This is a genomic window from Sphingomonas sp. (genome assembly GCF_035758555.1).
Lineage (GTDB): Bacteria > Pseudomonadota > Alphaproteobacteria > Sphingomonadales > Sphingomonadaceae > Sphingomonas_B.
Window position 1 is genome coordinate 1 of sequence record NZ_DASTXI010000236.1, and the last position, 25826, is coordinate 25826.

Below are 25826 nucleotides of genomic sequence, written 5' to 3' on the forward strand. Positions count from 1 at the left end.
GTGAATTGCTGAAGAACCCGCGCACAGCGGCGGCGCTGCGCACGACGACGGCGCCGACGATCATCCAGGCCGGCACCAAGGACAATGTGCTGCCGCAATCGGCGCGCGCGGTCGTCAATCATCGCATCCTCCCGGGCGACACGGTCGAGAGCGTCGTCGCCCGCGACCGGGAGGTGATCGACGATCCGAAGGTCGCCGTGCGCGCCATCCCCGGCGGCCATAACCCGAGCAAGCCGGCGTCGACCGACGGCGCAGGGTTCAAGCAGCTCGCGGCGGCTATCCGCGTGACCTATCCCAGCATCCCGATCGCTCCGGGCCTGGTGCTCGGCGCGACCGACGGCCGCTATTACGAACCCGTGGCCGCGGCGAGCCTGCGCTTCACCCCGATGACGATGCGGCCCGCCGACCTCGCCCGCTTCCACGGCAATGACGAACGCATCGCAATCGAAGACTTCATGCGCGCGATCGGGTTCTATGAAAGGCTGATGGCCGGCGGACGTTGAATTCTGCCGGCCGGCAACTAGCGACCCATAGCCGCCTCTTTTCGTCATTCCCGCGAAAGCGGGAATCCCGCTTCTTCGTGCCCTTTGCGTTCCTTGTGCGGAAATTATCTCGCGCGAAGAACACGAAGCTCACGAAGGAAGGAAGCGGGATCCCCCGCTTTCGCGGGGAGGACGAAGACAGGCCGCAATCCCCCTTGGCCGACATGCCGCCTACGGCCGTCGGGAAGTGACCAGATAATTCAGCGCCAAATTCTCCCCCAGCACGAAGCCCCGCGTCGGGCTGAAGCTCAGGCCTTCGGTGTCCAGCACTTCAAGCCCGGCCGCCTCCAAATGCCCGCGCAGTTCGTCGGGCGTCAGGAACCGATCCCAGTCGTGGGTGCCACGCGGGATCGCGCCGAAGCCCTCACCCAGCGTGATCATCGCCAGGCGCGAGACGGGCGTGCGGTTGGGTGTCGACAGGATCAGCAGGCCGCCAGGCTTCAGCGCGCCGGCGAGGCCCCGAACGAAAGCGGCCGGGTCTTCGACATGCTCGACGACCTCCAGCGAGGTGATCAGGTCGAACGGCTCGGGCCCGAGCATGTCGATGCTGCCGGCGCGATAGTCGATCGCGAGGCCCTGCCCGTCGGCGTGAATGCGGGCGACCTCGACATTCTCTGGCGCCGCGTCGATGCCCACAACCTCTGCGCCCAGCCGAGCCAGCGGCTCGCACAGCAACCCCGCCCCGCAGCCGACATCCACCGCGCGCTTGCCGGCGAGCGGGCGGCGGTCATGCTCGTCCAGCTCCCAATGATGGTCGAGCTGCTCGCGGATATACTTGAGCCGCACCGGATTCAGCCGGTGCAGCATCGCCGACGAGCCTTTCGGGTCCCACCAATCGGCCGCGAGATTGCCGAAATGCGCGGCTTCTTGCGCGCGGACGGTCGTCGGAGCGGTTGCGTTCATGCCACGCCATCCGTAACAGGACCGTCCCCAACCTCCAAGGCGGTCGCAACACTCGAATGGCCCGGATCGTGATGAAGTTCGGCGGCACGTCGATGGCCGGGGTCGAGCGCATCCGTGCCGTGGCCGAGCGGGTGAAGCGCGAGGTCGATGCCGGCAACCAGGTCGCGGTCGTCGTTTCTGCGATGGCAGGGGAAACCGACCGGCTCGTCGCCTTTTGCCGCGAAGTCTCGCCGCTCTACGATCCCCGCGAATATGACGTCGTTGTGGCGAGCGGGGAGCAAGTGACAAGTGGCTTGCTCGCGATCTCGCTGCAGGCGATCGGGGTCCCGGCGCGCAGCTGGATGGGCTGGCAGTTGCCGATCCGCACCTCGGACGGGCACGGCTCTGCGCGGATAGCCGAGATCGACACGGCCTCGCTGAATGCCGCACTCGAACAGGGCCAGGTCGCCGTCATTCCGGGTTTCCAGGGCATCGCGGCGGGCGAGCGGGTGACGACGCTCGGCCGTGGCGGCTCCGATACATCGGCGGTCGCAGTCGCGGCGGCCATGAAGGCGGACCGCTGCGACATCTACACCGATGTCGACGGCGTCTACACGACCGATCCGCGCATCGTGCCGCGGGCACGGAAGCTCCAGAAGATCACGTTCGAGGAAATGCTAGAGCTCGCAAGCGTCGGCGCCAAGGTGCTGCAGACCCGCTCGGTCGGGCTCGCGATGAAGGAAAATGTCAGGCTGCAGGTGCTGTCGTCGTTCGACGACCGGCCCGGCACCATGATCGTCGGCGACGACGAGATCGGGGAAGATATGGAACGGCAGTTCATCACCGGCATCGCCCATGACAAGAACGAGGCGAAGATCACGCTGACCGAAGTGCCGGACCGGCCCGGCGCAGTCGCGTCGATCTTCGCACCGCTGGCCGAAGCGAACATCAACGTCGACATGATCGTGCAGAACATCGCGCATTCGACGGGTTCGACCGACGTGACCTTCACCGTGCCCAGCGCGGAACTGGCGAAGTCGCTCGACGTGCTCGAAAAGGCGAAGGGCGCGATCGGCTACACGCGGATGGTGCACGACACCAACGTGTCGAAGATCACGATCGTCGGCGTCGGCATGAAGAGTCATGCGGGCGTCGCCGCCAAGATGTTCAGGACCCTGGGCGACCGCGGCATCAACATCCAGGCGATCACCACCTCGGAGATCAAGGTCTCGGTGCTGATCGAGGAAGACTATACCGAGCTCGCGGTGCGCGTGCTGCATACCGCCTATGGTCTCGACGCGCAGGATGTCGCTGCCTGATGGCCGGCCAGAGGAAACTCCAGGCGCTGATGCACCGCGGTGCCGCGTTCCTCGGCTGCGAGGTCGCGATCCTGGGCGGGGCGATGTCGTGGGTCAGCGAGCGCAACCTGGTCGCGGCGATCTCGAACGCCGGCGGCTTCGGCGTGATTGCGTGCGGTGCGATGACCCCGGACCTGCTGGACGCGGAGATCGCCGGCACCAGGGCGCTCACCGACAAGCCGTTCGGCGTCAATCTCATCACCATGCACCCGCAGCTGTTCGAGCTGATCGAGGTCTGCGCGAAGCATGAGGTGGGGCACATCGTACTGGCCGGCGGATTGCCCCCGGCCGGCAGCCTGGACGCGATCAAGGGCCGCGGCGCCAAGCTGATCTGCTTCGCCCCGGCGTTGAGCCTGGCGAAGAAGCTGATCCGCTCCGGCGTCGACGCGCTGGTGATCGAGGGAATGGAAGCGGGGGGCCATATCGGCCCGGTTTCGACCTCCGTGCTCGCGCAGGAAATCCTGCCCGAAGTCGCCGATCAGGTCCCGGTGTTCGTCGCCGGCGGGATCGGCCGGGGCGAGCTGATCGCCGGCTATCTGGAGATGGGCGCGGCGGGCGTGCAGCTCGGCACCCGCTTCGTCTGCGCGACGGAGAGCATCGCGCATCCGAACTTCAAGAAAGCCTTCATCCGCGCCTCGGCTCGCGACGCCATTGCCAGCGTGCAGGTCGATCCGCGCCTGCCGGTGATCCCCGTCCGCGCGCTGAAGAATGCCGGGACCGAGCTGTTCACCGCCAAGCAGCGCGAAGTCGCGCAGGCGCTCGACGAAGGTCGGGTCGCGATGGCTGAGGCCCAGCTCCAGATCGAGCATTACTGGGCCGGTGCGCTCCGACGGGCAGTGATCGACGGCGACATCGAGCATGGCTCGCTGATGGCCGGCCAGTCAGTCGGCATGGTGAAAGACGAGCAACCGGTCGCTGCGATCGTCGCCGAGCTGATGGGCGAGGCCGCGCAGGCGCTGAGCCGAAGGGCGGCGTAACAGGCGAACCCGTCCGCTCAGAATAAGCAGCAAACGGGCAGCTTGTCGTGCCCGGCTGATTCCGCTTTAGTCAACGTTTGGTTCACCGGCCCGTCCGCGGCCAGTACAGTCGGGATCGGGCATGTTCGTACGCGTTCTTTTGGTCGCCCTGCTGCCGCCCGAGCAGGAGCAGTGGCAGACGATCACGGTCACCGCCCAGCCGCAGGCGAATCGCGTGCTGCCGCCGTCGGTCGAGATCGGCGAGGAGCGCCTGCTGGAGCGCCAGCCGCGGAGCGCGGCCGAGGCGTTGAAGGGAATCGACGGCGTCTCCATCCGTCCCAATTCGCGCGGGGAGTCGGTCGCGCGGGTGCGCGGCGCCGAGGAGCGGCAGACCCAGGTCTTCCTGGATGGCGCGCCATTGGCGGTACCGTGGGACGGACGCGTCGACCTGGGCGTGATTCCGGCGGGGCTGATCGGCGCGGTGCGCGTGACCAAAGGCGCGGTGCCGATCGAATATGGCGCAAACGCAGTGGCCGGTGCGGTCGACCTGGAGACCCGATCCGGCGGCGAGCCGAATTTCCGCGCCATGGCGGAAGCGGGCTCGCTCGGCTTCGCGCAAGGCTCGGCGGTCGGCACGGTTCGGACTGGTGCGATCGACTGGACGTTCGCCGCAGCGGGCCTGACCAGGGACGCGGAACCGGTCGCCGATCTCGCTGCGCTGCCGTTCAGCCAGGCGCGGAGCGATCGCCGCACCAATACGGACCTCGACAGCGGCACCCTGTTCGCGGCGGCGAGCTATTCCGCCGGGCCCTTGGCGCTTCGGGCCTACGGTCTGCACGTCGAAAGCAGCTTCGGCATCGCGCCCGAATCCGATCGTGACCCGGCCGTCGATGCACCGCGTTACTGGCGCTACCCGGACAAGGATCTGACTCAGATCGCGCTGTCTTCGGAACTGAAGGTGGGACGCGGCAGCGCGCGGCTGGTCGCGTGGCAGCAATGGTTCGACCAGCGCATCCTGCAATATCGCGATGCAACCTATTCGACGGTCCGGGGACAGGAAGAGAATGACGACAGCACGCAGGGTGCCCGGGTCGTGCTCTCGACGCCGCTCGACCCGCTGACGCTCCGCTTTGTCGGTACTGCGCAGACCAGCCGCCATATCCAGCAGGATTCGGCCGGACCGCGGCTCCTCTTCCGCCAAAACCTTTACACCCTCGGCACAGAGGCAGATGCGCCGCTGATGAGTGGCAAGCTGACGGTCGGCCTGGCCTATGACCGATCCACCAATCCCCGGACAGGCGACAAGCCGGACCAGCCCGCGAAGGACGCGCTCGCCTTTTCGGCCGCCTATCGCCTGTCCGTGGGCGAAGGAATCTCTGTCGCGGTGTCCGGCGGCCGCCGGAGCCGCTTTCCCACCGCGCGCGAACTGTTCGGCGAGGCGCTGGGCCGCTTCCTGCCCAACCCCGCGCTGGCGCCGGAACGGGCCTGGCTCGCCGATGTCGAGGTGACGTTCGACCGCCCGGATTTCAGCCTGCGGCTCAACCCCTTCTATGTACGCAGCGAGGGGACGATCGCGCAGCGCGTGATCCGCGTCGACGGCCGCAATCTGCGCCAGCGCTACAACCTCTCGGGATCGGAAAGCCTGGGCGTCGATGCCGGCGCGATGGCGCGGCTCGGGCCCCGGCTTGACTGGGAGCTGAACGCAAGCGTGCTCAGCGCACGAGCGGACCGCGGCGCAGCGCCGTTCCGGCGGCTGACGCAGCGTCCCGGCTTCGAGCTGTACACAGCGCTCGACTGGCGGCCCGACGATGCGGTGTCCCTTCGTGGCGAATATCGCCGCGTCGGTGGCGCGGTCGACCAGGACGCAGGCGGGAACAAGGTGCGGCTGCCCGGCGGCAATGAGATCAATCTGCGCGCCCGCTGGCGGATAGCGACACTGGGCGACGATACGCCGCTGTCACTCATTGCCAGCGTCGATAACCTGACCGATGACGTCATCACGCCCCAGCTCGGGCTTCCCCTCCCCGGCCGCGCCGTCCGGGTCGGTGTGCAGATCAACTGATCCGTTCAGTGCAGCGGTTCGCCCGAAATCGTGATGCGGTGCATCAGCCGGCGGTGGCCGTGATAGTCGTTCATCGCATAATGCCACGTCGAGCGGTTGTCCCAGATCGCGAGTGAGCCCGGCGTCCACTGGATGCGGCAGTGGAACTCGTCGCGCATGCCGACGCCGTAGAGATAGGCGAGCAGCGGCATGCTCTCCTCGCGCGTCCAGCCTTCGAAATGGAGCGTGAAGGCGGGATTGACGTACAGGATCTCGCGCCCCGTCGCCGGGTGGCGGATAACAGCCGGGTGGACGGCGCGCGTGCGGATGTCGTGGCCTTTCAGGTCCGCAGCCTGGTCGGTCTTCGCATAGACGCCGTCCTGGCTGTAGATATGGTCAGCGGAATGCACCGCGCGCAGCGACCGCAGCGTGTCTTTCAGGCCTGGACTGAGCGCATCGAACGCCGCGCTCATGCCCGCGAACAGCGTGTCTCCGCCGGTGGGCGGCGTCTCGCGCGCCAGCAGCACCGAGCCCATGGCCGGCACCTGGTCATAACTGTGATCGGTATGCCAACCGCCGCCGATATTGGTCGTCTGCGTCTCGCTCTTGCGGACCTCGGCGATCTCGGGATGGCCGCCATTTGCAGGGAAATAATTGTTGATGTCGATCGTGCCCCAGCGCCGCGCGAAGGCGATGTGCTGCTCCGGCGTCAACTGCTGATCGCGCACGAACACGACGCCATGTTCGGCAAGCGCCGTCTTCATCCGGTCGATCCCGGCATCGTCGAGACGGTTAAGGTCGACGTCGGTCGCTTCCACGCCGACATGCTTGCTGAGCGGCTCCAGCTTCATCGCGATCGCCTCCGGCTCAAGGATCAGGGAGACAATCGAGCAAACAGGCGGGATCAGGTCAAGGGCGCATCAAGGCAGCAGCAGCGACGCATCGCCATAGCTGTAAAAGCGATAAGCGCTGGCGATCGCGTGTTCGTATGCCGCCAGCATTCGTTCGCGGCCCATCAGCGCGGAGACCAGCATGAAAAGCGTCGATTTGGGTAGATGGAAATTGGTCATCAGTCCGTCGATCGCGCGGAAGCGATAGCCGGGAGTGATGAAGATGGCGGTGTCGCCTTCAAAAGCCTCGATCCCGTTGTCGGTCGCAGCGCTTTCGAGCAGGCGGAGGCTTGTGGTGCCGACGGCGATGACGCGGCCGCCCTTTGCGCGAATCTGGTTCAGCCGGTCCGCGGTGGCGGCATCGATGCGGCCCCATTCGGCGTGCATCTTGTGCTCCGCCGTGTCTTCGGCCTTGACCGGCAGGAACGTGCCCGCGCCGACATGGAGGGTCAGCGTCTCATGCGCGATCCCTGCATCGGCCAGTGCCGTCATCAGTGCCGGCGTGAAATGGAGCGCGGCGGTCGGAGCAGCGACCGCGCCTTCCTGTCGCGCGAACATCGTCTGATAGTCGGCGCGGTCGCGCTCGTCCGCTTCGCGCCTACTGGCGATATAGGGCGGGAGCGGCATGCGGCCGGCGCGCTCCAGCAGCACCTCGACCGGCTCGTCGCCGAGGAAGCGGAGCAGGACGCTGCCGTCCGGATTGCGTGCTTCCGCCACAGCCTGAACGCCCGCCGGAAAATCGATCGTATCCCCGGTCCGCAGCCGCTTGGCGTTACGGACAAAGGCATGCCAGCGTCTCAAGTCGTGCCGCTTGTGCAGCGTCGCGCCGATCCGCGCCTCCCCGCGCCGGCCTTCCAGCTGGGCAGGACTGACGCGCGTATCGTTGAAGACGAAGCAGTCGCCGGCACGAAGGAGGCTGGGCAGTTCCCCGACGATGTGGTCGGCGGTCCGGCTACCGTCGAGCAGCAGCAGCTTCGCGCTGTCGCGCGGCTCGGCCGGGCGAAGCGCGATCCGATCCTGCGGCAATTCGAAATCGAAAAGGTCTACGCGCAAGGTGGCACCCCACTCCGTGCGGCCTGAGCCTGTCGAAGGCCTATCCTGCTTATGGCCTCCGCAAAGAAAGCGAGGGCTTCGATAAGCTCAGCCCGACCGGAGTTTAGTTGGTCATTTGAGGGGTTGGCGTCGGCTCTGGCGCGGGCGTCGGCTGCGGCGTGGGCTCAGGCGCCGCGGCATCCGTCGGCTCAGGCGCGGGCGTTGCGGCGGGAGACGGAGCCGGCGCTGGCGCAGCCGCAGCCGGCAGCGGGACCGGCGGAGCATTCTCGCCGTCCGACTGAATCCACGCCTTGACGATGCGGGTCGGGTTGGCCGGCGGCTCGCCTTTCTCGATCGCGTCGACATATTGCATGCCGGAAATGACGCGGCCGAACACGGTGTAATGATTGTCGAGGCGCAGCGTCGGCATCAGCATGATGAAGAACTGGCTGTTCGCCGAATCCACCGCTTCCGCCCGCGCCATCGAGACGGCGCCGCGCACGTGCGGCAGATCGTTGAACTCGGCCTTCAGGTCCGGCAGCGGCGAGCCGCCTTCGCCGGTCCCCTTCGGATCGCCGCCCTGGGCCATGAAGCCATCGATCACCCGGTGGAAGGTCAGGCCGTTATAGAAGCCGGCCCGGGTCAGCGTCTTGATCCGCTCGACAGTGTTCGGCGCCTTGTCGGGACGCAGCTGGATCAGGATCGGCCCGCCGCTGGACAGCTGCAGCACCCAGGTGTTGTCCGGCGTCACCGGCGGCGTCACGGGCGTCGCGGTTGCAGCGGGGGTCGGCGTCGCCTCCGGCTTGGGCGCTTTCTTCGCGATCGCCGCGGTCGCGAAGATCGCGCCGAACAAGGCAAGGATGGCGGCAATCAGGCGCATTCGAAACTCCGTTCCCGGGAAAGCCCAGCCGCTAGTCGGCCGCGGCTTAGCGGCGGCTGAATAGGGCTAATTGCCCTTGCGGCCAAGCCTTTCGACTCGGGCGCGGACGTCCTCCGCCACGGCGGGCGTCACGAACCTGGAAATGTCGCCCCCGAACATCGCGATTTCCTTCACCAGCCGCGACGCGATCGGCTGCAGCGACACGTCGGCCATCAGGAAGACGGTCTCGATCCTGTCGTTCAGTTGCTGGTTCATGCCCGCCATTTGATATTCGTATTCGAAGTCCGCGACGGCGCGCAGTCCGCGCACGATCACCGAAGCGCCCTGGCGCTCGGCAAAGGTCATCAGCAGCGAATCGAACGGCACGACGTCGATATGGCTGCCTTCGCCGTCCACTTCGCGGCGGACCATCGCGATCCGCTCGTCGACCGAAAACATCGGCGATTTGGAGGGGTTGGTCGTGACCCCGATCACCAGCCGGTCGACGAGCTTCGCGCCGCGCCGGATGATGTCCATATGACCCAGCGTGATCGGGTCGAACGTGCCCGGATAAACCCCTGTTCTCATCTCACCTGTCCCGATCGATGATATAGCCTGCGATCGCGCGGAGCAGGTCGGCCTCCGCGCCATGGTCGCTCAGATGCTCGATTGCCTGCGCGACCAGCAGCCGCGCCTGCTCGCGTGCCCGATCCGTGCCCAGGTGCGACACGAACGTCGCCTTGCCGGCTGCCGCGTCCTTGCCGACCGCCTTGCCGGCGGCATCGGCGCAGCCTTCGACGTCGATCAGGTCGTCGACGATCTGGAAGGCGAGACCGACATTGCGGGCATAGCCGCGCAGATGCGTGCGGCCCTCCGGCGGCACCCGGCCCATGATAGCCCCGGCCTCGAGGCAAAAGCCGAACAGGGCGCCGGTCTTCAGCTGCTGCAGGCGCGTGACGGTCGCCAGGTCCATCGGCTGGGCGCTTGCCGCCAGGTCCATCATCTGACCGCCGGCCATGCCACTGGGTCCGCTTGCCCGCGCCAGCTCCAGGCACAGCTCGGCGCGGACGAAGGGGTCGGCATGGGTTGCCGGATCGGCAAGCACTTCGAAGGCGAGCGCGTGGAGCGCATCGCCGGCCAGCACCGCTGCGGCCTCGTCGAACGCGCGGTGGACGGTCGGCTTGCCGCGCCGGACATCGTCGTCGTCCATCGCCGGCAGATCGTCATGGACGAGCGAATAGACGTGGATGCACTCGATCGCCGTAGCGACACGCAGCGCCGCGGGCCGATCGACGGCGTAGAGTTCGCACGCTGCGCAGACGAGCAGCGGCCGCAGCCGCTTGCCTCCGCCGATCGCGGCATAGCGCATCGCTTCGTATAGGCGGCGGCGCGGATCGTCGGGGATGGCGAGAAGAAGGTCGAACGCATGGTCGATGTCGCGCGCGACGTGCGCCATCGCATGTCCCAGACCCGTGCCCCCCGCCAGCATAGGATCAGCCGCCGTCGAACGGCTGCACGCCCGTTGGCCGGCCGTCCTGGCCCAGCGTGATCTTCTCGATCCGCGCCTGCGCATCCGCCAGCCGGGCCTCGCATTGACCGCGCAATTTGTCGCCTTCGGCATAGAGCGAGATCGACTCGTCCAGCGACGCCTCGCCGCTTTCCAGACGCGACACGATCGCCTCCAGCCGCTTCAGCGCATCCTCGAACGACAAATCGGTAACATGTGTTGGCGCGGCATCCGTCATGCATCCGCTATGAGCACAGGCCGTATCTTGGTCAATCGGGACGTCATTTTCGTCGACGAGTGGCTTTACGATCTGCGCGAAGACGCAGACGCTCTGCCGCAGAACAGGGAGGGTGACATGCGCATCTCACGCACGTGGATGACGCTAGGGGCGACGGCGTTTGCTTTGCCGCTGGCACTCGTATCGGCCGATTATGCGACCAGGGCCGCCGATCACCTCGATCCCCCGACACGGACGGACAAGGATCGCGATCCGACTCCGGACGTGCCTGCCGATATCGCCGATGTGTTCGCGTGGTACACCCCGACCTCGATCGTCGTATCGCTGACCTTTGCCGGTCCTCAGCCGGGCAACATGCCGCCCTTCTACGATCGAGACGTGCTCTACACGATCAACATCTCGAACGGCGGCGCGCGCACCGATCCGGAAATCCGTATCCGGTTCCGGTTCGGCTTTGACGGTCAGTCGCCGGGCGTCCAGTTCAGCGGCATTCCGGGCGTCACCGGCACGATCGAAGGACCTGTGCAGACGGTGCTGCAAAAGGACGGCGTGAAGGCGATTGCCGGCGTGTTCGACGATCCCTTCTTCTTCGATCTTCTGGGCTTCCGCGAGACGCAATCGACCGGCACGCTCTCGATCCGCAACACGCGCGATTTCTTCGATGGCCAGAACGACACCTCGGTGGTGATCGAGATTCCGCGCACCGCGGTGCTGAACGGCACCAATCCTATCGACGTCTGGGCTGAGACTGCCCGTTTCGGGGGGAATCTGTGATGCGCGCGCTCCCGCTTCTCGCCCTCGCCTTCACCTTGCCCGCACTTGCTGCCTGCAGCGGCGGGAACAGCACCGCGGCGCCGCGGCCCGGCCCGATCGAGGCGACCCCGACGCCGACCCCCTCGCCGACCGCGACCGGCACGTCGTTCGACGTCACCCGCTGCCTGAACCAGCAGCCGGCTCCGGGCGTGAGCGTCGCCAATCTGGTGATCCCCGACACGCTGAAGCTGGACGTTACCAAGGCCAACGGCTTCCCCAACGGCCGCGGCCTGGCCGACCCGGTCATCGACATCACGTTGGCGATGGCTTTCCTGGATCTGACCAAGCATCCGCTCAATCTGCTGGCGAGCCTGCCGCTCGATCCGCCCGGCAACAAGGTCACGCTGCCGGCGGACTTCCCCTATCTCGCGCCGGCAAACGGCACGCCGCCGATGCCGTCTGGGGGCGGGACGAACTTTAACTTCCGCAGCGATCCGCCATCGGCCTATGTGCGTGTCGATCGCATGGGGATGCCGGCGATCGCGACGGCGCTCGTCTCCAGCTCGATGAAGAACGCCTATAATGATGCGAATCCGTCGGATGATGCGTCCGGCAAGTTCGTCGTGGAGCTCGGCACGACGCTGACCAAGCTCACCGACATGCTGGCCGACGACTTCCAGCGGCTCAGCCTGAACATGTGCGCCACGCCGAAGACGACATGATCGCGGCGCTGCGCCTGCCGCCGACGCGGGCGTTCGCGTGGCTGGTTGCGGCGGCGCTGGTGATTTTCGCGGCAGCGCGGTGGCTGGAGCCGCGTTCCGTGCCGGAGCCGCCGATCCGCCGGAGCGGCGCGGGAGCGCCCGACTACGCCATCGCGGTTGCCGACATCGACCGCCTGCTGACCGGTCTGCGATCGCTCGCCGCCGGCCGGCCCGGCGACTGGCTGATGCAGGAACGCATTGCCCACCAGCTGATGAGGCGCGCGCGGTTGACCGGATCGTTCCACGACTATGCGGCTGCGCAAGCCGCGATCGACCGCGGTCTGGCGAGCGCGACGCCTGGCGCCGGCCCGCACCTGACGCAGGCGGCGCTGGCGCTCAGCCTTCACCGGCTGGGTCTTGCGGAGCGGATGCTGGACAAGGTCGGTCGCTATGCCATGCCGCCCGAAGCCGAAGCGCGCGCCGGGATCGACGCGATGCGGGGCGATATCGCACTCTATCGCGGGCATTATGCCGCGGCCGAGCAGGCTTATCTGCGACTGAGCAAGGACGGCGAGCCACCCGATTATCGCCTCGCCATATTCTGGTCCGCGACAGGCCGCCCGGACGACGCGCTGGCGGCAGTCCGCCGCGTCGAGCGGACAGGCCTGATCCCCGGCCAGGCGCTGGCTCAGCTGGCGCTGCTGCGTGGCACAATCGAGCTGCGGCGCGGCAACTGGGATCAGGCCGATGCGGCCTTTTCCGATGCGGCGCGGCGTTTTCCCGGCTGGTGGCTGACGGAAGCGTATCAGGCGCAATTGCTCGCGCTCCGCGGCCGGCTTCCGGAGGCCACCCGGGCGTTCGAGGCGCTTGCCCGGCGCAACGACGATCCGGCTTTGCGCGATGCCATCGCCGGCCTCTACCGGGCGCGCGGCGACTATGCCGCGACCGAACTCTGGGCAGGTCGCGCGACCCGCGGCTGGGACGAGCGGCTGCGCCTGCTGCCCGAAGCCGCGCTCGGCCACGCCGTCGAGCACGAGCTTGCGTTCGGCACGCCGGCACGCGCGCTTCGGCTGGCGCGGCAGGATTTCGCGAACCGCCCGCACGGCGCGACCGCGATTGCGCTCGGCTGGGCGCTGATCGCGAACAACCGGCCCGCCGACGCGCTGCGCGCGATCGATGCAGTCAACCGATCCAGCTGGCAATCCGCGGAGCAGCATCTGGTCGCCGCGCGCGCGCACGCGCTGCTGGGGCAAAGCGACGCCGCCGATGCCGAGCAGGACGAGGCGCTCGCAATAAACCCGCGCGCGCTCGATCCGAACGCGACATTGCTGTGGTACGGCCATTGACGCGCCTGCTGCTCTGGCTCGCGCTGCTGCTGGCGGCTGCGCCTGCGGCCGCGCACCTGACGCCCAACTCGGAGGTCCGGCTCGATTTCGGAGAACGCCGCGTCGAGGTCGAGGCGATCATTCCTCTCTCCGAGCTGAGCTTCGCACTGCACCGGCAAATACCGGACGTGGTTGGACCGGTGCGCGATGCCGAAGTGCGCCGCTACCTCGCCGGTCGCCTCAGCGTTCCCGGATGGCAGGTCCGCCCGGCCGGCGTCGAGGTCGTGCATGAGGCCGGTCCGCCCGATGCCCGCGCGCGCTTCACGCTGATCCCGCCCCCCGGCACATCCCCGCGCCGCTTCGACCTTCACTACAGTGCCGTAATCGACCGGGTGCCCAATCACATCGTGCTGGTCGTCGCGCGCAACGACTTTGCTGGCGGCCATCTTGCGGAACGCGCCGAAATGCTCGGCGGCCTGCAGCCCGGCGCGACGGTGCTGCACATCGATCGCGGATCGGGCAGCGACTGGCGCGGCTTCGTCTCGGCGATCGCGCTGGGCATGCACCATATCGCCGAGGGCCATGACCATCTGCTGTTCCTGATCGCGCTGCTTCTCCCCGCACCAGTGCTCGCGGCCGGGCGGCGCTGGAACGGCTATGGCGGCTGGCGCCACACGCTTCGCACATTGATTGCGGTGGTCAGCGCCTTCACCGTCGGCCATTCGGTGACGCTGATCGGGGGCGCTTTCTTCGGCTGGCGACTGCCGGTCCAGCCAGTCGAGGTCGGCATTGCGGTGTCGATCCTCGTTTCCGCCATCCATGCCTGGCGACCGCTGTTTCCGGGACGCGAAGCCTTCGTCGCTGCCGGCTTCGGACTGATCCATGGCCTCGCCTTCGCGACGCTGATCGGCCGCTTCGGCCTCGACCCGATGCAGAAGGCGAAATCCATCCTCGGCTTCAATCTGGGCATCGAGCTGGTGCAGCTGATGGTCGTCGCCGCGGTGATGCCGGCGCTGGTAATGCTCGCACGGACCCGCTGGTATCCCGCCGCCCGCAGCGCCGGCGCGGTTTTCGCGGGCATTGCCGCGACGGCATGGATTCTGGAACGAAGCCTTGGCGTCGACAACCCCGTCGGCCGGGCGATCGATGCCGGCCTCAGCCACGCGCCCTGGCTGTTCGCGGCGCTGATGGCGGGCGCTCTCCTCGCCTTCGCCGCAGAGCGCTGGCCTCAGCCCATCCGCTGGGGCAGATAGGCATCGTCGACGAAGTCGCTGAACTTGGTGATGTTGCTCTCGAACTTCAGCCGCACTTTGCCGGTCGCGCCGTGGCGCTGCTTGGCGATGATCAGCTCGGCCTTCTGGAAAGCCTCCTGCATTTCCAGCTGCCACTGGCGATAGGCTTCATCGGCCTTGGGATCAGCGCTGTCGCCCTTCGGCTCGCGCGACTGGACGTAATATTCCTCGCGATAGACGAACAGCACGATGTCTGCGTCCTGCTCGATCGAGCCCGATTCGCGCAGGTCCGACAGCTGCGGGCGCTTGTCCTCGCGCTGCTCGACCGCGCGGCTCAGCTGCGACAGCGCCAGCACCGGCACGTTCAACTCCTTGGCAAGCGTCTTCAGCCCGCGGCTGATCTCGGAGATTTCCTGCACGCGATTGTCGCCGCTCGACTTGGCCGAGCCCTGAAGCAGCTGCAGATAGTCGACGATGATCAGCCCGATGCCGTGCTTGCGCTTCATTCGCCGCGCGCGCGTGCGAAGCGCCGCGATCGTCAGGCCCGGCGTGTCGTCGATATAGAGCGGCAGGTTCTCGAGCTCGGCTGCGGCGCGGGCAAAATGGTTGAACTCGTCCCGGCTGAGCGAGCCTGAACGGATCTTGCTGCCGACGACGCCGGAATTCTCCGCGAGGATGCGGGTGGCGAGCTGGTCGGCAGACATTTCGAGGCTGAAGAAGGCGACCGGTGCACCGAGCGTCTTGGCCGGATCGATCCCATCCTCGATGTCGCGCTGGTATCGCTGGGCGGCGTTGAAGGCGATGTTGGTGGCCAGCGACGTCTTGCCCATGCCGGGGCGGCCGGCGAGGATCAGCAGGTCGGACCGCTGTAGGCCACCGGTGCGGTGGTTCACGTCCTCAAGACCGGTGGTGACGCCGGAGATGTGACCGCCGGAATTCTGCGCCTTCTCGGCCTGCGCGACGGCCATGCGCGTCGCCTGGAGGAAGCTTTTGGTGCCTCCGGTCTCCCCGCCCTGTTCGGCGACGCGGTAGAGCGCGACCTCGGCTTCCTCGACCAATCCCTTGGGGTTGATCTCCTCCGACGTGTCGATCGCCTTTTCGACCATGTCGCGGCCAACGCCGACCAGCTCGCGCAGCAGCGCCAGGTCATAGACCTGTTCAGCAAAGTCACGGGCGCCGATCAGCGCGGCGCCGCTGCCGGTCAGCTGGGCCAGATAGGCCGGGCCGCCCAGCTCCTTCATCGCCTCGTCGCTTTCGAACATCGGCCTCAGCGTGACCGGGTTCGCGACCATGTTGCGATCGGCCAGCTTCAGGATCGCTTCATAGATGCGGCCGTGTACGCTCTCGAAGAAATGCTCCGGCCGCAGCTTCAGCTGGACGTCCTCGACCAGCCGATTGTCGATCATCAGCGCGCCCAAAAGCGCCGCCTCCGCCTCGATATTGCAGGGTAGAGTCTGGGGTGCGCCCTCCGCGGGCGGGACGAGTCGGATCGGTTCGGCCATGATGCGCGCATTGTCCGCTGTTTCGCGGCCCGGCTCAAGCCAACAAGCCTGTGGAAAATCTGTGAGTTCTATGGCTAGACCTGACAAACATGCCCGATCCGCGGATCATTGCCATCGACCTGGACGAGCACACGATCCTGTGGCGGTCGGCGGACGTCGAGCAGGAACGGCGGATCGCGATCTTCGACCTGCTGGAAGGCAATCATTTCGCGCCGCAGCGCGATCATCCGGACGGCTATGCGGGGCCTTACCGGATCAAGCTGCGTGTAGAGGAAGGGCGGCTCGCGATCGACATGTTCCGGGAGGACGGGTCGCACCTGGAGACGCTGGTGCTCGGGCTGGGCCGCTTCCGGCGCCCGATCAAGGACTATTTCGCGATCTGCGACAGCTACTACCAGGCGATCCGCCACGCCTCGCCGCAGCAGATCGAGACGATCGACATGGCCCGCCGCGGCATCCACAACGAAGCCGCCGAGTTGCTGAAGGAAAGGCTGGCCGGCAAGATCGACGTGGATTTCGACACGGCGCGCCGCCTGTTCACGCTGATCTGCGTGCTGCACATCAAGGGGTGAAATGACGAGAAACGAACTGATTGCTGCCGCCCGCGCCGCCGCTGCCAACGCCCATGCGCCTTATTCCCGTTTCGGCGTGGGGGCGGCGCTGTTGCTGGCCGACGGCACGGTCGTGACCGGCTGCAATTTCGAGAATGCGAGCTACGGCCTGTCGCTGTGCGCGGAGACGGTTGCGCTGGCCAAGGCGAACAGCGAGGGCCGGCTGCGCGACGTGGTCGAGGTCGCGGTGATCGGCGGCGCGATGGCTGAAGGCGGGCTGAGCGGAACAAGCCCCGTCAGCCCGTGCGGCCGATGCCGGCAGGTGCTGAACGAAGCCGCACAACTGGGCGGGCGCGACCTGATCGTCCATTGCGCCGCGGCCGAAGGCGATGCGGTCGCGACCTACCGCCTGTCGGACTTGTTGCCTCATGCGTTCGGCCCGGCCGATCTGGGCTTTGGCTGATGCGCAACCCGCCCCGCGACCTGCCGTTTACCTGAAATGATGCCGCCGAAGCTTTCCTTCGACGTCGACTACTGGCTCCCCGATCCGCGCCTCGACGGCCTGGTATCGGGCTATCACCGCTATTCGGTGGCGCTGCCGGCCGGCGAGCGCCATTGCGACGTGTTCTTTCCCGCTTGGGCGAACCTCCGTTTTCGCGTTGCCGGCGAGCATTGGCGGATGCGGCTGGGCGACAACAGCTTCGACGTTCCGGCCGCCGCCGTCTTCGGACCGACCAGCCATGCCGGCTACAGCGAAGGTGAGAGCGGAGTTGTCGTCGGGGCCGGCATCACCCCGCTCGGCTGGTACCGGCTCGACCGCGCGGATGCGGTGGATTTTGCGGACCGGATCGCCCCACTGGAGGAGCTGATCGGCGCCGATGCAGCCGCGCTGGCCGAGGCCGCCAAGGCGTCACCCGATGAGATCAAGGCTCGCTTCGACCTGATCTTCCTGAACCTGCTCGGCAAGCCGTGTCCGGACGAAGGCCGGGTGGCGCAGGTTCATCGGTATCTGATGGACCCAGGCCAGGACGGCGTCGCCGAAATGGCCGCGAAACTGGGTCTATCGCACCGGACGCTGAATCGGATCGCCCGCACCGCCTTCGGCTTCGGGCCGAAGCTGCTGGTTCGCCGCGCCCGGTTCCTGCGCTCGCTGATGGCGCTGCGCGAGGCGGGCGCCAACACCTGGGCCTCGCGGATCGAGAGCAGCTACTACGATCATTCGCATTTCAACCGCGACGCGCAGGAGTTCCTGGGCATGTCGCCGGGCGAATTCTTGCGCCTGCCCAAGCCGCTGAACGACGCCTCGGCCCGGCTGCGCACACAGATTCTCGGCGCCCCGGCACAGGCGCTGCTGACGCCCGGATTGACCCGCAAGGCCTGAGCCTCGAAAGGATTGCCGGGGAGGCTGTTGCATGTCGATTCTGTCGGACCGCTGGATTCGCGAACACGCGCTCGAATACGGCATGATCGAGCCGTTCGTTGAGAGCCAGCGGCGCGAGGGTTGCATCAGCTACGGCCTGTCCAGCTACGGCTATGACGCGCGGGTGGCGGACGAGTTCAAGATATTCACCAATGTCGACAATGCGGTCGTCGATCCGAAGGACTTCGCCGCGAACAGCTTCGTCGACCGTAAGACCGACGTCTGCATCATCCCGCCCAACAGCTTCGCGCTCGCCCGCACCGTCGAATATTTCCGCGTGCCGCGCGACGTGCTCGTCATCTGCCTCGGCAAGTCGACTTACGCGCGCTGCGGCATCATCGTGAACGTGACGCCGCTTGAACCCGGCTGGGAAGGCCATGTGACGCTGGAATTCTCCAACACCACGCCACTCCCCGCCAAGATCTACGCCAACGAAGGCGCCTGCCAGTTCCTGTTCCTGCAAGGCAACGAACCGTGCGAGGTGACCTACGCCGACCGGGCAGGCAAATATATGGGCCAGCAGGGCGTGACGCTGCCGCGGTTGTAGCCTGTCAAGCGACACTTGACACGCCTCTCATACCGGCATAGGTGCAGCTGTGGATATAGCGAGCATCCGGCATAAGGCGCTGCGTCGGTTTGCCGAGACTGGAAACGCAAAGGGTCTGCTAGAGCCTGAACGGATTCGCGACATGCTCGCGTTCGTCGCTCAGGCCGATTCTGTGGATGACCTCTGCGCACCGCCAAACTTCGGCTTTCATGCGTTGAGAGGCGATCGGGCAGAGACCTTCGCCATGACAGTCACCCGTAATTTTCGGCTGACGTTCACGATGCAGGATGGTCGAACGATCGCTGACCTCGATCTGGAGGATTACCACTGATGGCTATAAAGCTTCACGAGTCTTTCGCCGTCCATCCGGGACCGTGGTTGCGGCGGAATATCGTCGAGCCTCACGGCTTGAACGTGTCGGCGGCCGCCGCGCATTTGCATGTCAGCCGCGCTGCCATGAGCAACCTGCTCAATGGCCACGCGGGGCTTTCCGCCGAAATGGCGATCCGCTTCGAAAAGGCGTTCGGCTTAAGCGCGGACACGCTGCTGCGAATGCAGGCCGCGCACGACCTGGCTCAGGTGCGTGCTTACGAAGCAAGCATCAATGTGGAACCGCTAAGCGCGGCTGCTTAGCCTCTTTCGCCTCGCCTCAATACACCCGCTTCTTCGGCTTGATGTATTCGACGTCGTCAGTGAGCGTGTAGTTGTGGACCGGGCGGTAGTCGATCGTCACCGCCTCGCCTGCGCCGAGCCACGCGATCGTGTGCTTCATCCAGTTGGCGTCGTCGCGGTCGGGATAATCCTCGTTCACGTGCGCGCCGCGGCTTTCGTGGCGGTTCGCCGCCGAGTGCATCGTTACCACCGCCTGGGCGAGCAGATTGTCGAGCTCCAGCGTCTCGATCAGGTCGGTGTTCCAGATCAGCGAACGGTCGGTCACGTGCACATCGGCCAGCCGCTTTGCGGTCGCGTCGATCTTCGTTACGCCTTCGGCCAGCAGCTCGTTGTTGCGGAACACAGCGCAATGGGCCTGCATCGTCCGCTGCATTTCGAGGCGGATTTCGGCGGTCGGCGAGCTGCCGTTCGCGTAGCGGAAGCGGTCGAGCCGGGTCAGTGACTGCTCTTCCGAGCCCTTGGGCAGCGGATTGTGGGGCGTGTTGGGCTTGAGGATTTCAGCGATCCTGAGCCCCGTGGCGCGGCCGAACACGACCAGGTCGATCAGCGAGTTGGAGCCGAGGCGGTTGGCGCCGTGGACCGACACGCAGGCCGCTTCGCCGACGGCAAACAGCCCCGGCACCACCGCGTCCGGATCGCCGTCCTTCAGCGTCACGACCTCGCCGTGGAAGTTGGTCGGGATGCCGCCCATGTTGTAGTGGACGGTCGGCGCGACCGGCAGCGGCTGGCGCGTCAGGTCGACGCCGGCGAAGATCTTGCCGGTCTCGGTGATGCCGGGCAGCCGCTCGTGCAGGATCTTCGGATCGATATGGTCGAGGTGGAGGAAGATATGGTCCTTCTCCGCGCCCACGCCGCGGCCTTCGCGGATTTCCATTGCCATCGAGCGCGACACGACGTCGCGCGAGGCAAGGTCCTTCGCGGACGGCGCATAGCGCTCCATGAAGCGCTCGCCTTCGGAGTTGGTGAGATAGCCGCCCTCGCCGCGCGCGCCTTCGGTGATCAGCACGCCCGCGCCGTAGATGCCGGTCGGATGGAACTGCACAAACTCCATGTCCTGCAGCGGCAGGCCGGCGCGCAGCACCATGCCGCCGCCATCGCCGGTGCAGGTGTGCGCGGACGTCGCCGTCCGGTAGACGCGCCCATAGCCGCCCGTCGCCAGCACCGTGTTGTGCGCGCGGAAACGGTGGATCGTGCCGTCTTCCATGCAGAGCGCGATCACGCCCCGGCACTCGCCATTCTCCATGATCAGGTCGAGCGCGAAATACTCGACGAAAAAGTCCGCGTCGTATTTCAGGCTCTGCTGGTAAAGCGTGTGGAGCATCGCGTGCCCCGTCCGGTCCGCCGCCGCGCAGGTGCGCTGGGCGGGCGGGCCCTCGCCCATGTTCTGCATCATGCCGCCGAACGGGCGCTGGTAGATCTTGCCTTCGGTCGTGCGGCTGAACGGCAGGCCGGCATGTTCAAGCTCGTAGACCGCGGCCGGCGCTTCGCGGACCAGATATTCGATCGCATCCTGGTCGCCCAGCCAGTCCGATCCCTTGACGGTATCGTACATATGCCAGGTCCAGTGGTCCGGGCCCATATTGCCGAGCGAGGCGGCGATGCCGCCCTGCGCCGCGACCGTGTGGCTGCGGGTCGGGAACACCTTGGTGATGCAGGCGGTCTTCAAACCGGAATTGGCAATGCCCATCGTCGCGCGCAGGCCGGCGCCGCCGGCGCCGACTACGACGGCGTCATAGGTATGGTCGATGATCTTGTATGCGTCGGCCATCAGACCGCACCCCCGGTGAAGGCGATTTTCAGGATCGCGAAAATGGCGAACGCCGCCATCGCGAGCGTGTAGAAGTTGAGCAGCACGAGCATCACCACGCGGGACTCGTCATGCTGGTAATCCTCGATCACCACCTGCAGCCCCAGGCGGAAGTGCCAGAAGGTGCTGGCGACCAGCAGGATCATCGGCACCGCGCCCATCGGCCCGGACAGCCAGGCAATGACGGTCGCATAATCGTAATGCGGCAGCCGCAGCAGCGAGAATAGGAACCACAGCATCAGCAGCAGGTTGGACCCGGCGGTCAGCCGCTGGATCCACCAGTGATGCGCGCCTTCCTTGGCGGAGCCGAGGCCGCGCACGCGGCCGATTTCGGTGCCCGTGCCCATCAGCCCTTCACTCCCAGCAGGTAACCCCAGAACAGGATGGTGGCGACGATCGCGAACACCCAGGTCGCCTGCGCCGACATCTTGTTGCCCTTCAGTTCATAATTCGCGCCGACGTCCAGGAAGAAATGGCGGATGCCGGAGCCCATGTGCTGGAAGAGAATCGCGGTAAGCCCGATCCCGAACAGATAGCCGAGGAAGTTCAGGCCGCCGGATTTATACGTGAACGTGTCGATGAAGCCAGCATAGGCGGCCTCCCCGCTCGCCGCCGCGACCAGCCACCAGACCAGCAGCACTGCGCCGACCGTCGCCATGCCGGAGCCGGTCACGCGGTGCAGGATCGAGGTCGCCATGCCCGGCCCCCAGCGCCAGATGCCGAGGTGCGGCGAAAGCGGCCGCTGGCGATTGCTGCTGCTCATCTGGAGCCCCTGTTCCTAAGGATCATGTCGGCGCCCGTCTTAATCATTGCCGCGCGCCATGCAACGGGGGCGGGAGTTCCCCTGCGTGTTTAACCGAGGCTTTACCAGCGCACGGCTAGTCAGGCCCAACCTGGCGTATCGAAGGAAAGATGTGACGTGAGCTCCCAAAAGGCCTCAAGAAGCCCCTCCCCGCACGCGCAGATCAGCATCTCGGTGCGCGAAAGGCTGCAGGAGTTCGACCGGGACGGGACGCTCGCCGCGAATCTGCGCGAGGCCTACGAGCTGATGCGCCCCAACGAAGAAGACGTGGCGCGCAGCTTCTGGGCCGCGTTCGACGGTTCCCCGCTGGTCCAGCCGAAGAACACGGCCGACACGCTGGACAGCCGGATCAAATCGAGCATCGAATATAGCCGCGAGAAATTCACCAATGTCGCCGGCCAGCGCTGGGCCGACATGGCGCTCACCAACGCCGCCTGGGCGGAGCGCGGCGGTGTGCCGCTCTATGCGACCATGGCCGCCTTTGCGGAAGCCTATGACTGCGTCGTCAAGCTCGTGATCCGCGGCTGCGGCGAGGACCAGGAACGGCTCGCCCGCCTGGGCCGCGCAATCCGTCAGGTCTCGATGATGGAAGCCGAAATCATGGCCGCCTTCGTCGCCGAATACCGCGCCCGCGAAGCCGCCGCTTCCCGCTCCGAACAGGCCGACCGGTTCCAGAACCGCGTCGCCTCCGAAGTGACCTCGGCCGTGACTCTCGGCGAATCGCTGCGCACCCAGGCTGCCGACGCGTCGGTCGCCGCGCGCGGCATGCTCGGCAAATCGTCCGAAGTCGCCGCCGCCGCCGAGCAGTCGGCGGTCGCGATGCGCGAGGCAGCCCATACCGCCGCCGGCCTGATCCGCGCGATCGAGGATGCACGCAACGAGGTCGAGATCGCGGCCAATATCGCGACCCGCGCCGCCTCGCAGGCGTCCGACGCGGTCAGCGTGTCGGAGGCGCTGTCGAACCATGCCGAATCTATCGAATCCATCCTGGGCCTGATCCGCGACATTGCCGGCCAAACCAACCTGCTCGCGCTCAATGCCACGATCGAGGCGGCGCGCGCCGGCGATGCCGGCCGCGGCTTCGCGGTCGTCGCGCAGGAGGTGAAGAGCCTCGCCAACCAGACTGCGCGCGCCACCGACGACATCGCCGCCAAGATCGCCGCGATCCAGTCCGCGACCCGGACGACCGTCGAGGCGAACGGCTCGATTCGCGACACGGTCGGCGAAGTCCAGCAATCCGCCGACCGCATCCGTGCCGCAATGGAGACGCAGGCGCAGACGGTCACGATGATCACGGCCGCCGTCGACGAAACCGCGCTCGCCGCCGACTCGATGTCTTCGACTATCGCCTCGATCCGCGAAGACACCGAGACCGTCGCCAGCGAGATCGACGAGCTCGAAACCGGCTTCCGCAAGGTCGACACCCAGCTCGGCCAGCTGAAAAGCGCCGCGCAGGATTATGTGAAGCTGGTGGCCTGACTCCCCTCGTCACCCCGGACTTGATCCGGGGTCCCGCTTCTTAGCCGGAGAGGAAGAAGTGGGATGCCGGATCAAGTCCGGCATGACGGGTTGGCGGATGCGCTGTCACGCTTTACCGCCTCTCTATGACCAACATCCTCCTCACCGGCGCATCGCGCGGGATCGGCGCGGCGTGCGTCGAGGCGCTCAAGGCCCAGACCCTGATCGGCACCAGCAGCGCCGATGGCGATCTCGCCGATCCGGCAACGCCGGCGCGCCTGTGGGACAGCGCACTCGAACGGCTCGGCGGCCGCATCGACGTGCTGATCAACAATGCCGGCGTGTTCGAGGCGGCGCCAGTGGACTTGCCGCACGATAAATGGGTGGCGCAGTGGGAACGCACGATGCGGATCAACCTGACCGCATCGGCCGAGCTCTGCCAGCTTGCGGTGCTCCATTTCCGGCAGAATGGCGGCGGGCGCATCGTCAACGTCGCCAGTCGGGCCGCCTATCGCGGCGATTCGCCGGCGCACTGGCATTATGCGGCATCGAAAGCGGGCATGATCGGCATGACCAAGTCGATCGCGCGCGGCTTTGCCCGGGAGAATATCCTCGCCTTCGCCGTCTGCCCCGGCTTCACTATGACCGGGATGGCAGAGGACTATCTGGCGAGCCGCGGCGGCGACAAATTGCTGGCCGACATCCCGCTCGGCCGCGTTGCGACGCCCGAGGAAGTCGCCAGCGCTGTCCGCTACCTGACCCTGGAGGCGCCCCCGTCGATGACTGGCGCCGTCATCGACATCAACGGCGCGAGCTATGTCCGCTGACAGCTGGAAGCTGACGCTGCCCTGCACCCGCGCCGAGGCGGAGGCGATCGATGCGGGCGCGATCGGGATCGATGCGGTGCTGATGACGACCGAAGTCGTCGAGGACGATGTCGAGCGCTGGCGGCTGGACGCTTATACCGAGGCGGAGCCGGACGCGGCGATGATCGCCGCGATACGCGCGCTGGTGCCGAGCGCGGCCGGCGTCCAGCCGCAGATCGAGGCGCTGAGCGATGCCGACTGGGTCGCGATGAGCCAGCAAGGGCTGGAGCCGATCCGCGAAGGCCGGTTCCTGGTCCACACGGAGGCGCACCCGATCGCCGCTGGGCCAGGCGAGCGGGCATTCCTGATCAATGCCGGCCAGGCGTTCGGCACCGGCCATCATGCGACAACGTCCGGCTGCCTCGCGATGCTGGACGGACTGGCCGACCGGCAGTTCGCCAATCTCATCGATCTTGGCACCGGCACCGGCTTGCTCGCCTTCGCCGCGCGCCACCTGTGGCCCGACGCGCGGGTGACGGCGACCGATATCGACCCGGTCGCGATCACGGTGACAGGCGAGAACGCGGCGCTGAACCATGTCTCGGCGATCGAGCTGATCGTCGCCGACGGCGCGCGCGATCCGGTCATCACTGCCGCCGGGCCGTATGATCTGATTATCGCCAACAACCTCGCCGGGCCGCTGATCGCGATGGCGCCGGAGATCGCCGCAATCGCCGCGCCGCGTGCGACGATCGTGCTTGCCGGGCTGCTCGCCACCCAGGCTGCGGCTGTACAAAGCGCCTATCGCGCCGCCGGCTGCACGCTCGACCGGGCGGAAACACGCGGCGACTGGACCATCCTGCGCCTGACCGCGGCCGAGCAAGCGTTCACCGGCCTTGCCTCCGACGATGCGGGGCGGGCAAATTGGGCGCGCGATATCTAGGGGTTTGATCGCCGTGAAGCTGCTCCAATGGCTGCTGCTGCTTCCGCTGCTCTACCTTGCCATGGGAGCGATCGGGGGCGCAATCCCGCGCAATCCCGACTGGCAGGAAGCGGAAGACGGCGTCACCATCTATGTGGCGACCAACGGCATGCACACCGGCCTGGTGCTGCCGACACGGGCGGAAGGCATCGACTGGTCGCCACTGGTGCGGGCGCAGGATATCGCCGATCCGCGCTATGGGGGGCGCTGGCTGTGGTTCGGCTGGGGCGAGCGCGATTTCTACCTGAACACGCCGACCTGGCGCGAGCTGTCGTTCGGCACCGCGCTTCACGCGCTGACCGGCAGCGACCGCACGTTGATGCATGTCGACCATCTGCTCGAGCCCTGGGGCGATGCGCGCCCGGTCCGGCTGAACCGTGCGCAGTATCGCCGACTGGCGGCGGCAATTCGTGCCAGCTTCGATCCCGCGGAACATCGCCCGATCCGCGGCTATGACGTGGCCGACGTCTTCTATCCGGCACTGGGACATTACGACGCGGTCCGCACCTGCAACTGGTGGACCGGGCGCATGCTCGCCCAGGCCGGCGTCCGCGTCGGCGCCTGGACTCCGTTCAGCGCAACAGTGATGCAGTGGTTCTGATGGCGCCGCGGCGCAGCACGGCGCCGGCAAGGCCGAATCCGCCCAGCATCATCGCCCAAGTCGCGGGCTCCGGCACGGCAGTGACGTCGGCGTTCGCCACGATCTCGGCCGCAGGCGCGGGCGACGGCGCGCCGTAGCTGGCGAAGATCATGTCGTCCTTGATCGTGTTCTCGAAATTCTCGATCATCACGTGACCACGCGGCGCACCCGACGGGCTCGGAGGCAGCGCAGGCCGGTTCGCCGGCGCAGTCGGCGCGGAGTCCATCAGCACGGCAGCGGAGACCGGCGCCGAAGCCAGCAGCGCGATCGAAAGAACCAGCACCGTACGAACCATGACAGGACCCCCTCCTGTTTTCGGCTGA

30 protein-coding genes are annotated in these 25826 nt (G+C 66.8%); 18 read left to right on the forward strand and 12 right to left on the reverse strand.

Going from position 1 to position 25826, the window contains the following annotated elements; translation table 11 throughout:
• Window positions 1-503 (forward strand): M20/M25/M40 family metallo-hydrolase (locus tag VFT73_RS14010; protein WP_326412488.1); only part of this gene is annotated, 503 nt, incomplete at its 5' end.
• Between the two features lie 210 nt (window positions 504-713).
• On the opposite strand, the gene ubiG is transcribed toward VFT73_RS14010, so the two are convergent.
• Complete coding sequence (gene ubiG, locus VFT73_RS14015) at window positions 714-1445, reverse strand: bifunctional 2-polyprenyl-6-hydroxyphenol methylase/3-demethylubiquinol 3-O-methyltransferase UbiG (RefSeq protein WP_326412490.1); 732 nt, start codon at window positions 1443-1445, stop codon at window positions 714-716.
• Window positions 1446-1501: 56 nt separating this feature from the next.
• Between ubiG and VFT73_RS14020 the strand changes: the two genes are divergently transcribed.
• From VFT73_RS14020 to VFT73_RS14030, 3 genes are all read left to right on the forward strand, one after another.
• Window positions 1502-2743: an aspartate kinase gene (locus tag VFT73_RS14020; protein ID WP_326412492.1), complete on the forward strand. Its 1242-nt coding sequence runs from the start codon at window positions 1502-1504 to the stop codon at window positions 2741-2743.
• Window positions 2743-3759, forward strand: a complete 1017-nt coding sequence (locus tag VFT73_RS14025) for an NAD(P)H-dependent flavin oxidoreductase (protein WP_326412494.1) — start codon at window positions 2743-2745, stop codon at window positions 3757-3759. The genes VFT73_RS14020 and VFT73_RS14025 overlap by 1 nt, the downstream gene beginning before the upstream one ends.
• A 121-nt stretch (window positions 3760-3880) precedes the next feature.
• Window positions 3881-5800: a TonB-dependent receptor plug domain-containing protein gene (locus VFT73_RS14030; protein ID WP_326412496.1), complete on the forward strand. Its 1920-nt coding sequence runs from the start codon at window positions 3881-3883 to the stop codon at window positions 5798-5800.
• 5 nt (window positions 5801-5805) lie between these two features.
• Here the strand turns inward: VFT73_RS14030 and VFT73_RS14035 are convergent, their stop codons facing one another.
• The 6 genes from VFT73_RS14035 to VFT73_RS14060 all read right to left on the reverse strand — a co-directional run bounded on the left by VFT73_RS14035 (window position 5806) and on the right by VFT73_RS14060 (window position 10305).
• Complete coding sequence (locus VFT73_RS14035) at window positions 5806-6630, reverse strand: TauD/TfdA dioxygenase family protein (protein WP_326412498.1); 825 nt, start codon at window positions 6628-6630, stop codon at window positions 5806-5808.
• A 69-nt stretch (window positions 6631-6699) separates the two neighbouring features.
• On the reverse strand, window positions 6700-7722 hold the full coding sequence (gene queA / locus VFT73_RS14040) for a tRNA preQ1(34) S-adenosylmethionine ribosyltransferase-isomerase QueA (RefSeq protein ID WP_326412500.1): 1023 nt from the start codon (window positions 7720-7722) through the stop codon (window positions 6700-6702).
• A gap of 103 nt (window positions 7723-7825) precedes the next feature.
• A complete protein-coding gene (locus tag VFT73_RS14045) occupies window positions 7826-8581 on the reverse strand; it encodes a peptidylprolyl isomerase (protein ID WP_326412502.1) in 756 nt (251 codons plus the stop codon).
• Between the two features lie 66 nt (window positions 8582-8647).
• Window positions 8648-9148 (reverse strand): pantetheine-phosphate adenylyltransferase, encoded by a 501-nt coding sequence (gene coaD, locus VFT73_RS14050; RefSeq protein WP_326412504.1) that lies wholly within the window; start codon window positions 9146-9148, stop codon window positions 8648-8650.
• Between the two features lies 1 nt (window position 9149).
• Window positions 9150-10016 (reverse strand): farnesyl diphosphate synthase, encoded by an 867-nt coding sequence (locus VFT73_RS14055; RefSeq protein ID WP_326412506.1) that lies wholly within the window; start codon window positions 10014-10016, stop codon window positions 9150-9152.
• A gap of 37 nt (window positions 10017-10053) precedes the next feature.
• A complete protein-coding gene (locus VFT73_RS14060; RefSeq protein ID WP_326412508.1) occupies window positions 10054-10305 on the reverse strand; it encodes an exodeoxyribonuclease VII small subunit in 252 nt (83 codons plus the stop codon).
• 117 nt (window positions 10306-10422) lie between these two features.
• Between VFT73_RS14060 and VFT73_RS14065 the strand changes: the two genes are divergently transcribed.
• Genes VFT73_RS14065 through VFT73_RS14080 form a run of 4 tightly spaced genes read left to right on the forward strand, consistent with a single transcriptional unit; the run spans window position 10423 to window position 14337 of the window.
• Entirely contained in the window at window positions 10423-11079 is a 657-nt protein-coding gene (locus tag VFT73_RS14065) for a DUF4331 family protein (protein WP_326412510.1), read from the forward strand.
• Window positions 11079-11780, forward strand: coding sequence for a hypothetical protein (locus VFT73_RS14070; RefSeq protein WP_326412512.1), 702 nt, complete (start codon window positions 11079-11081; stop codon window positions 11778-11780). Before VFT73_RS14065 ends, VFT73_RS14070 begins: the two co-directional genes overlap by 1 nt.
• The gene (locus VFT73_RS14075; protein WP_326412514.1) at window positions 11756-13105 is read left to right on the forward strand and encodes a hypothetical protein; all 1350 of its coding nucleotides are present in this window, start codon (window positions 11756-11758) and stop codon (window positions 13103-13105) included. Before VFT73_RS14070 ends, VFT73_RS14075 begins: the two co-directional genes overlap by 25 nt.
• Window positions 13090-14337: a HupE/UreJ family protein gene (locus VFT73_RS14080; protein WP_326412516.1), complete on the forward strand. Its 1248-nt coding sequence runs from the start codon at window positions 13090-13092 to the stop codon at window positions 14335-14337. The genes VFT73_RS14075 and VFT73_RS14080 overlap by 16 nt, the downstream gene beginning before the upstream one ends.
• Here the strand turns inward: VFT73_RS14080 and VFT73_RS14085 are convergent.
• Window positions 14313-15818, reverse strand: coding sequence for a replicative DNA helicase (locus tag VFT73_RS14085; protein WP_326412518.1), 1506 nt, complete (start codon window positions 15816-15818; stop codon window positions 14313-14315). The two genes, VFT73_RS14080 and VFT73_RS14085, sit on opposite strands and share 25 nt — an antisense overlap.
• A gap of 89 nt (window positions 15819-15907) precedes the next feature.
• Between VFT73_RS14085 and VFT73_RS14090 the strand changes: the two genes are divergently transcribed.
• The 6 genes from VFT73_RS14090 to VFT73_RS14115 are packed head-to-tail and all read left to right on the forward strand — an operon-like array spanning window position 15908 to window position 18969.
• Window positions 15908-16390 (forward strand): UPF0262 family protein, encoded by a 483-nt coding sequence (locus VFT73_RS14090; protein ID WP_326412520.1) that lies wholly within the window; start codon window positions 15908-15910, stop codon window positions 16388-16390.
• 1 nt (window position 16391) lies between these two features.
• Window positions 16392-16832: a cytidine deaminase gene (locus VFT73_RS14095; RefSeq protein ID WP_326412522.1), complete on the forward strand. Its 441-nt coding sequence runs from the start codon at window positions 16392-16394 to the stop codon at window positions 16830-16832.
• 39 nt (window positions 16833-16871) lie between these two features.
• Window positions 16872-17750, forward strand: a complete 879-nt coding sequence (locus VFT73_RS14100) for a helix-turn-helix domain-containing protein (RefSeq protein WP_326412524.1) — start codon at window positions 16872-16874, stop codon at window positions 17748-17750.
• A gap of 31 nt (window positions 17751-17781) precedes the next feature.
• Window positions 17782-18336, forward strand: coding sequence for a dCTP deaminase (gene dcd, locus VFT73_RS14105; protein ID WP_326412526.1), 555 nt, complete (start codon window positions 17782-17784; stop codon window positions 18334-18336).
• 49 nt (window positions 18337-18385) lie between these two features.
• Window positions 18386-18667, forward strand: coding sequence for a type II toxin-antitoxin system RelE/ParE family toxin (locus VFT73_RS14110; protein ID WP_326412528.1), 282 nt, complete (start codon window positions 18386-18388; stop codon window positions 18665-18667).
• Window positions 18667-18969 (forward strand): HigA family addiction module antitoxin, encoded by a 303-nt coding sequence (locus VFT73_RS14115; protein WP_326412530.1) that lies wholly within the window; start codon window positions 18667-18669, stop codon window positions 18967-18969. The genes VFT73_RS14110 and VFT73_RS14115 overlap by 1 nt, the downstream gene beginning before the upstream one ends.
• Window positions 18970-18985: 16 nt before the next feature.
• Here VFT73_RS14115 and sdhA read toward each other — a convergent pair whose 3' ends face one another.
• Genes sdhA through sdhC form a run of 3 tightly spaced genes read right to left on the reverse strand, consistent with a single transcriptional unit; the run spans window position 18986 to window position 21578 of the window.
• Window positions 18986-20776, reverse strand: a complete 1791-nt coding sequence (sdhA, locus tag VFT73_RS14120) for a succinate dehydrogenase flavoprotein subunit (protein ID WP_326412532.1) — start codon at window positions 20774-20776, stop codon at window positions 18986-18988.
• Window positions 20776-21162, reverse strand: a complete 387-nt coding sequence (gene sdhD, locus VFT73_RS14125; protein ID WP_326412535.1) for a succinate dehydrogenase, hydrophobic membrane anchor protein — start codon at window positions 21160-21162, stop codon at window positions 20776-20778. Before sdhD ends, sdhA begins: the two co-directional genes overlap by 1 nt.
• A complete protein-coding gene (sdhC, locus tag VFT73_RS14130) occupies window positions 21162-21578 on the reverse strand; it encodes a succinate dehydrogenase, cytochrome b556 subunit (RefSeq protein WP_326412537.1) in 417 nt (138 codons plus the stop codon). Before sdhC ends, sdhD begins: the two co-directional genes overlap by 1 nt.
• 156 nt (window positions 21579-21734) lie before the next feature.
• Between sdhC and VFT73_RS14135 the strand changes: the two genes are divergently transcribed.
• From VFT73_RS14135 to VFT73_RS14150, 4 genes are all read left to right on the forward strand, one after another.
• Entirely contained in the window at window positions 21735-23096 is a 1362-nt protein-coding gene (locus VFT73_RS14135; protein ID WP_326412539.1) for a methyl-accepting chemotaxis protein, read from the forward strand.
• A 125-nt stretch (window positions 23097-23221) separates the two neighbouring features.
• The gene (locus tag VFT73_RS14140) at window positions 23222-23902 is read left to right on the forward strand and encodes an SDR family oxidoreductase (RefSeq protein WP_326412542.1); all 681 of its coding nucleotides are present in this window, start codon (window positions 23222-23224) and stop codon (window positions 23900-23902) included.
• On the forward strand, window positions 23892-24824 hold the full coding sequence (locus VFT73_RS14145) for a 50S ribosomal protein L11 methyltransferase (RefSeq protein WP_326412544.1): 933 nt from the start codon (window positions 23892-23894) through the stop codon (window positions 24822-24824). The genes VFT73_RS14140 and VFT73_RS14145 overlap by 11 nt, the downstream gene beginning before the upstream one ends.
• Window positions 24825-24837: 13 nt before the next feature.
• The gene (locus VFT73_RS14150; RefSeq protein WP_326412546.1) at window positions 24838-25464 is read left to right on the forward strand and encodes a TIGR02117 family protein; all 627 of its coding nucleotides are present in this window, start codon (window positions 24838-24840) and stop codon (window positions 25462-25464) included.
• Here the strand turns inward: VFT73_RS14150 and VFT73_RS14155 are convergent.
• Window positions 25436-25826 (reverse strand): PEPxxWA-CTERM sorting domain-containing protein (locus VFT73_RS14155; RefSeq protein ID WP_326412548.1); only part of this gene is annotated, 391 nt, incomplete at its 5' end. The two genes, VFT73_RS14150 and VFT73_RS14155, sit on opposite strands and share 29 nt — an antisense overlap.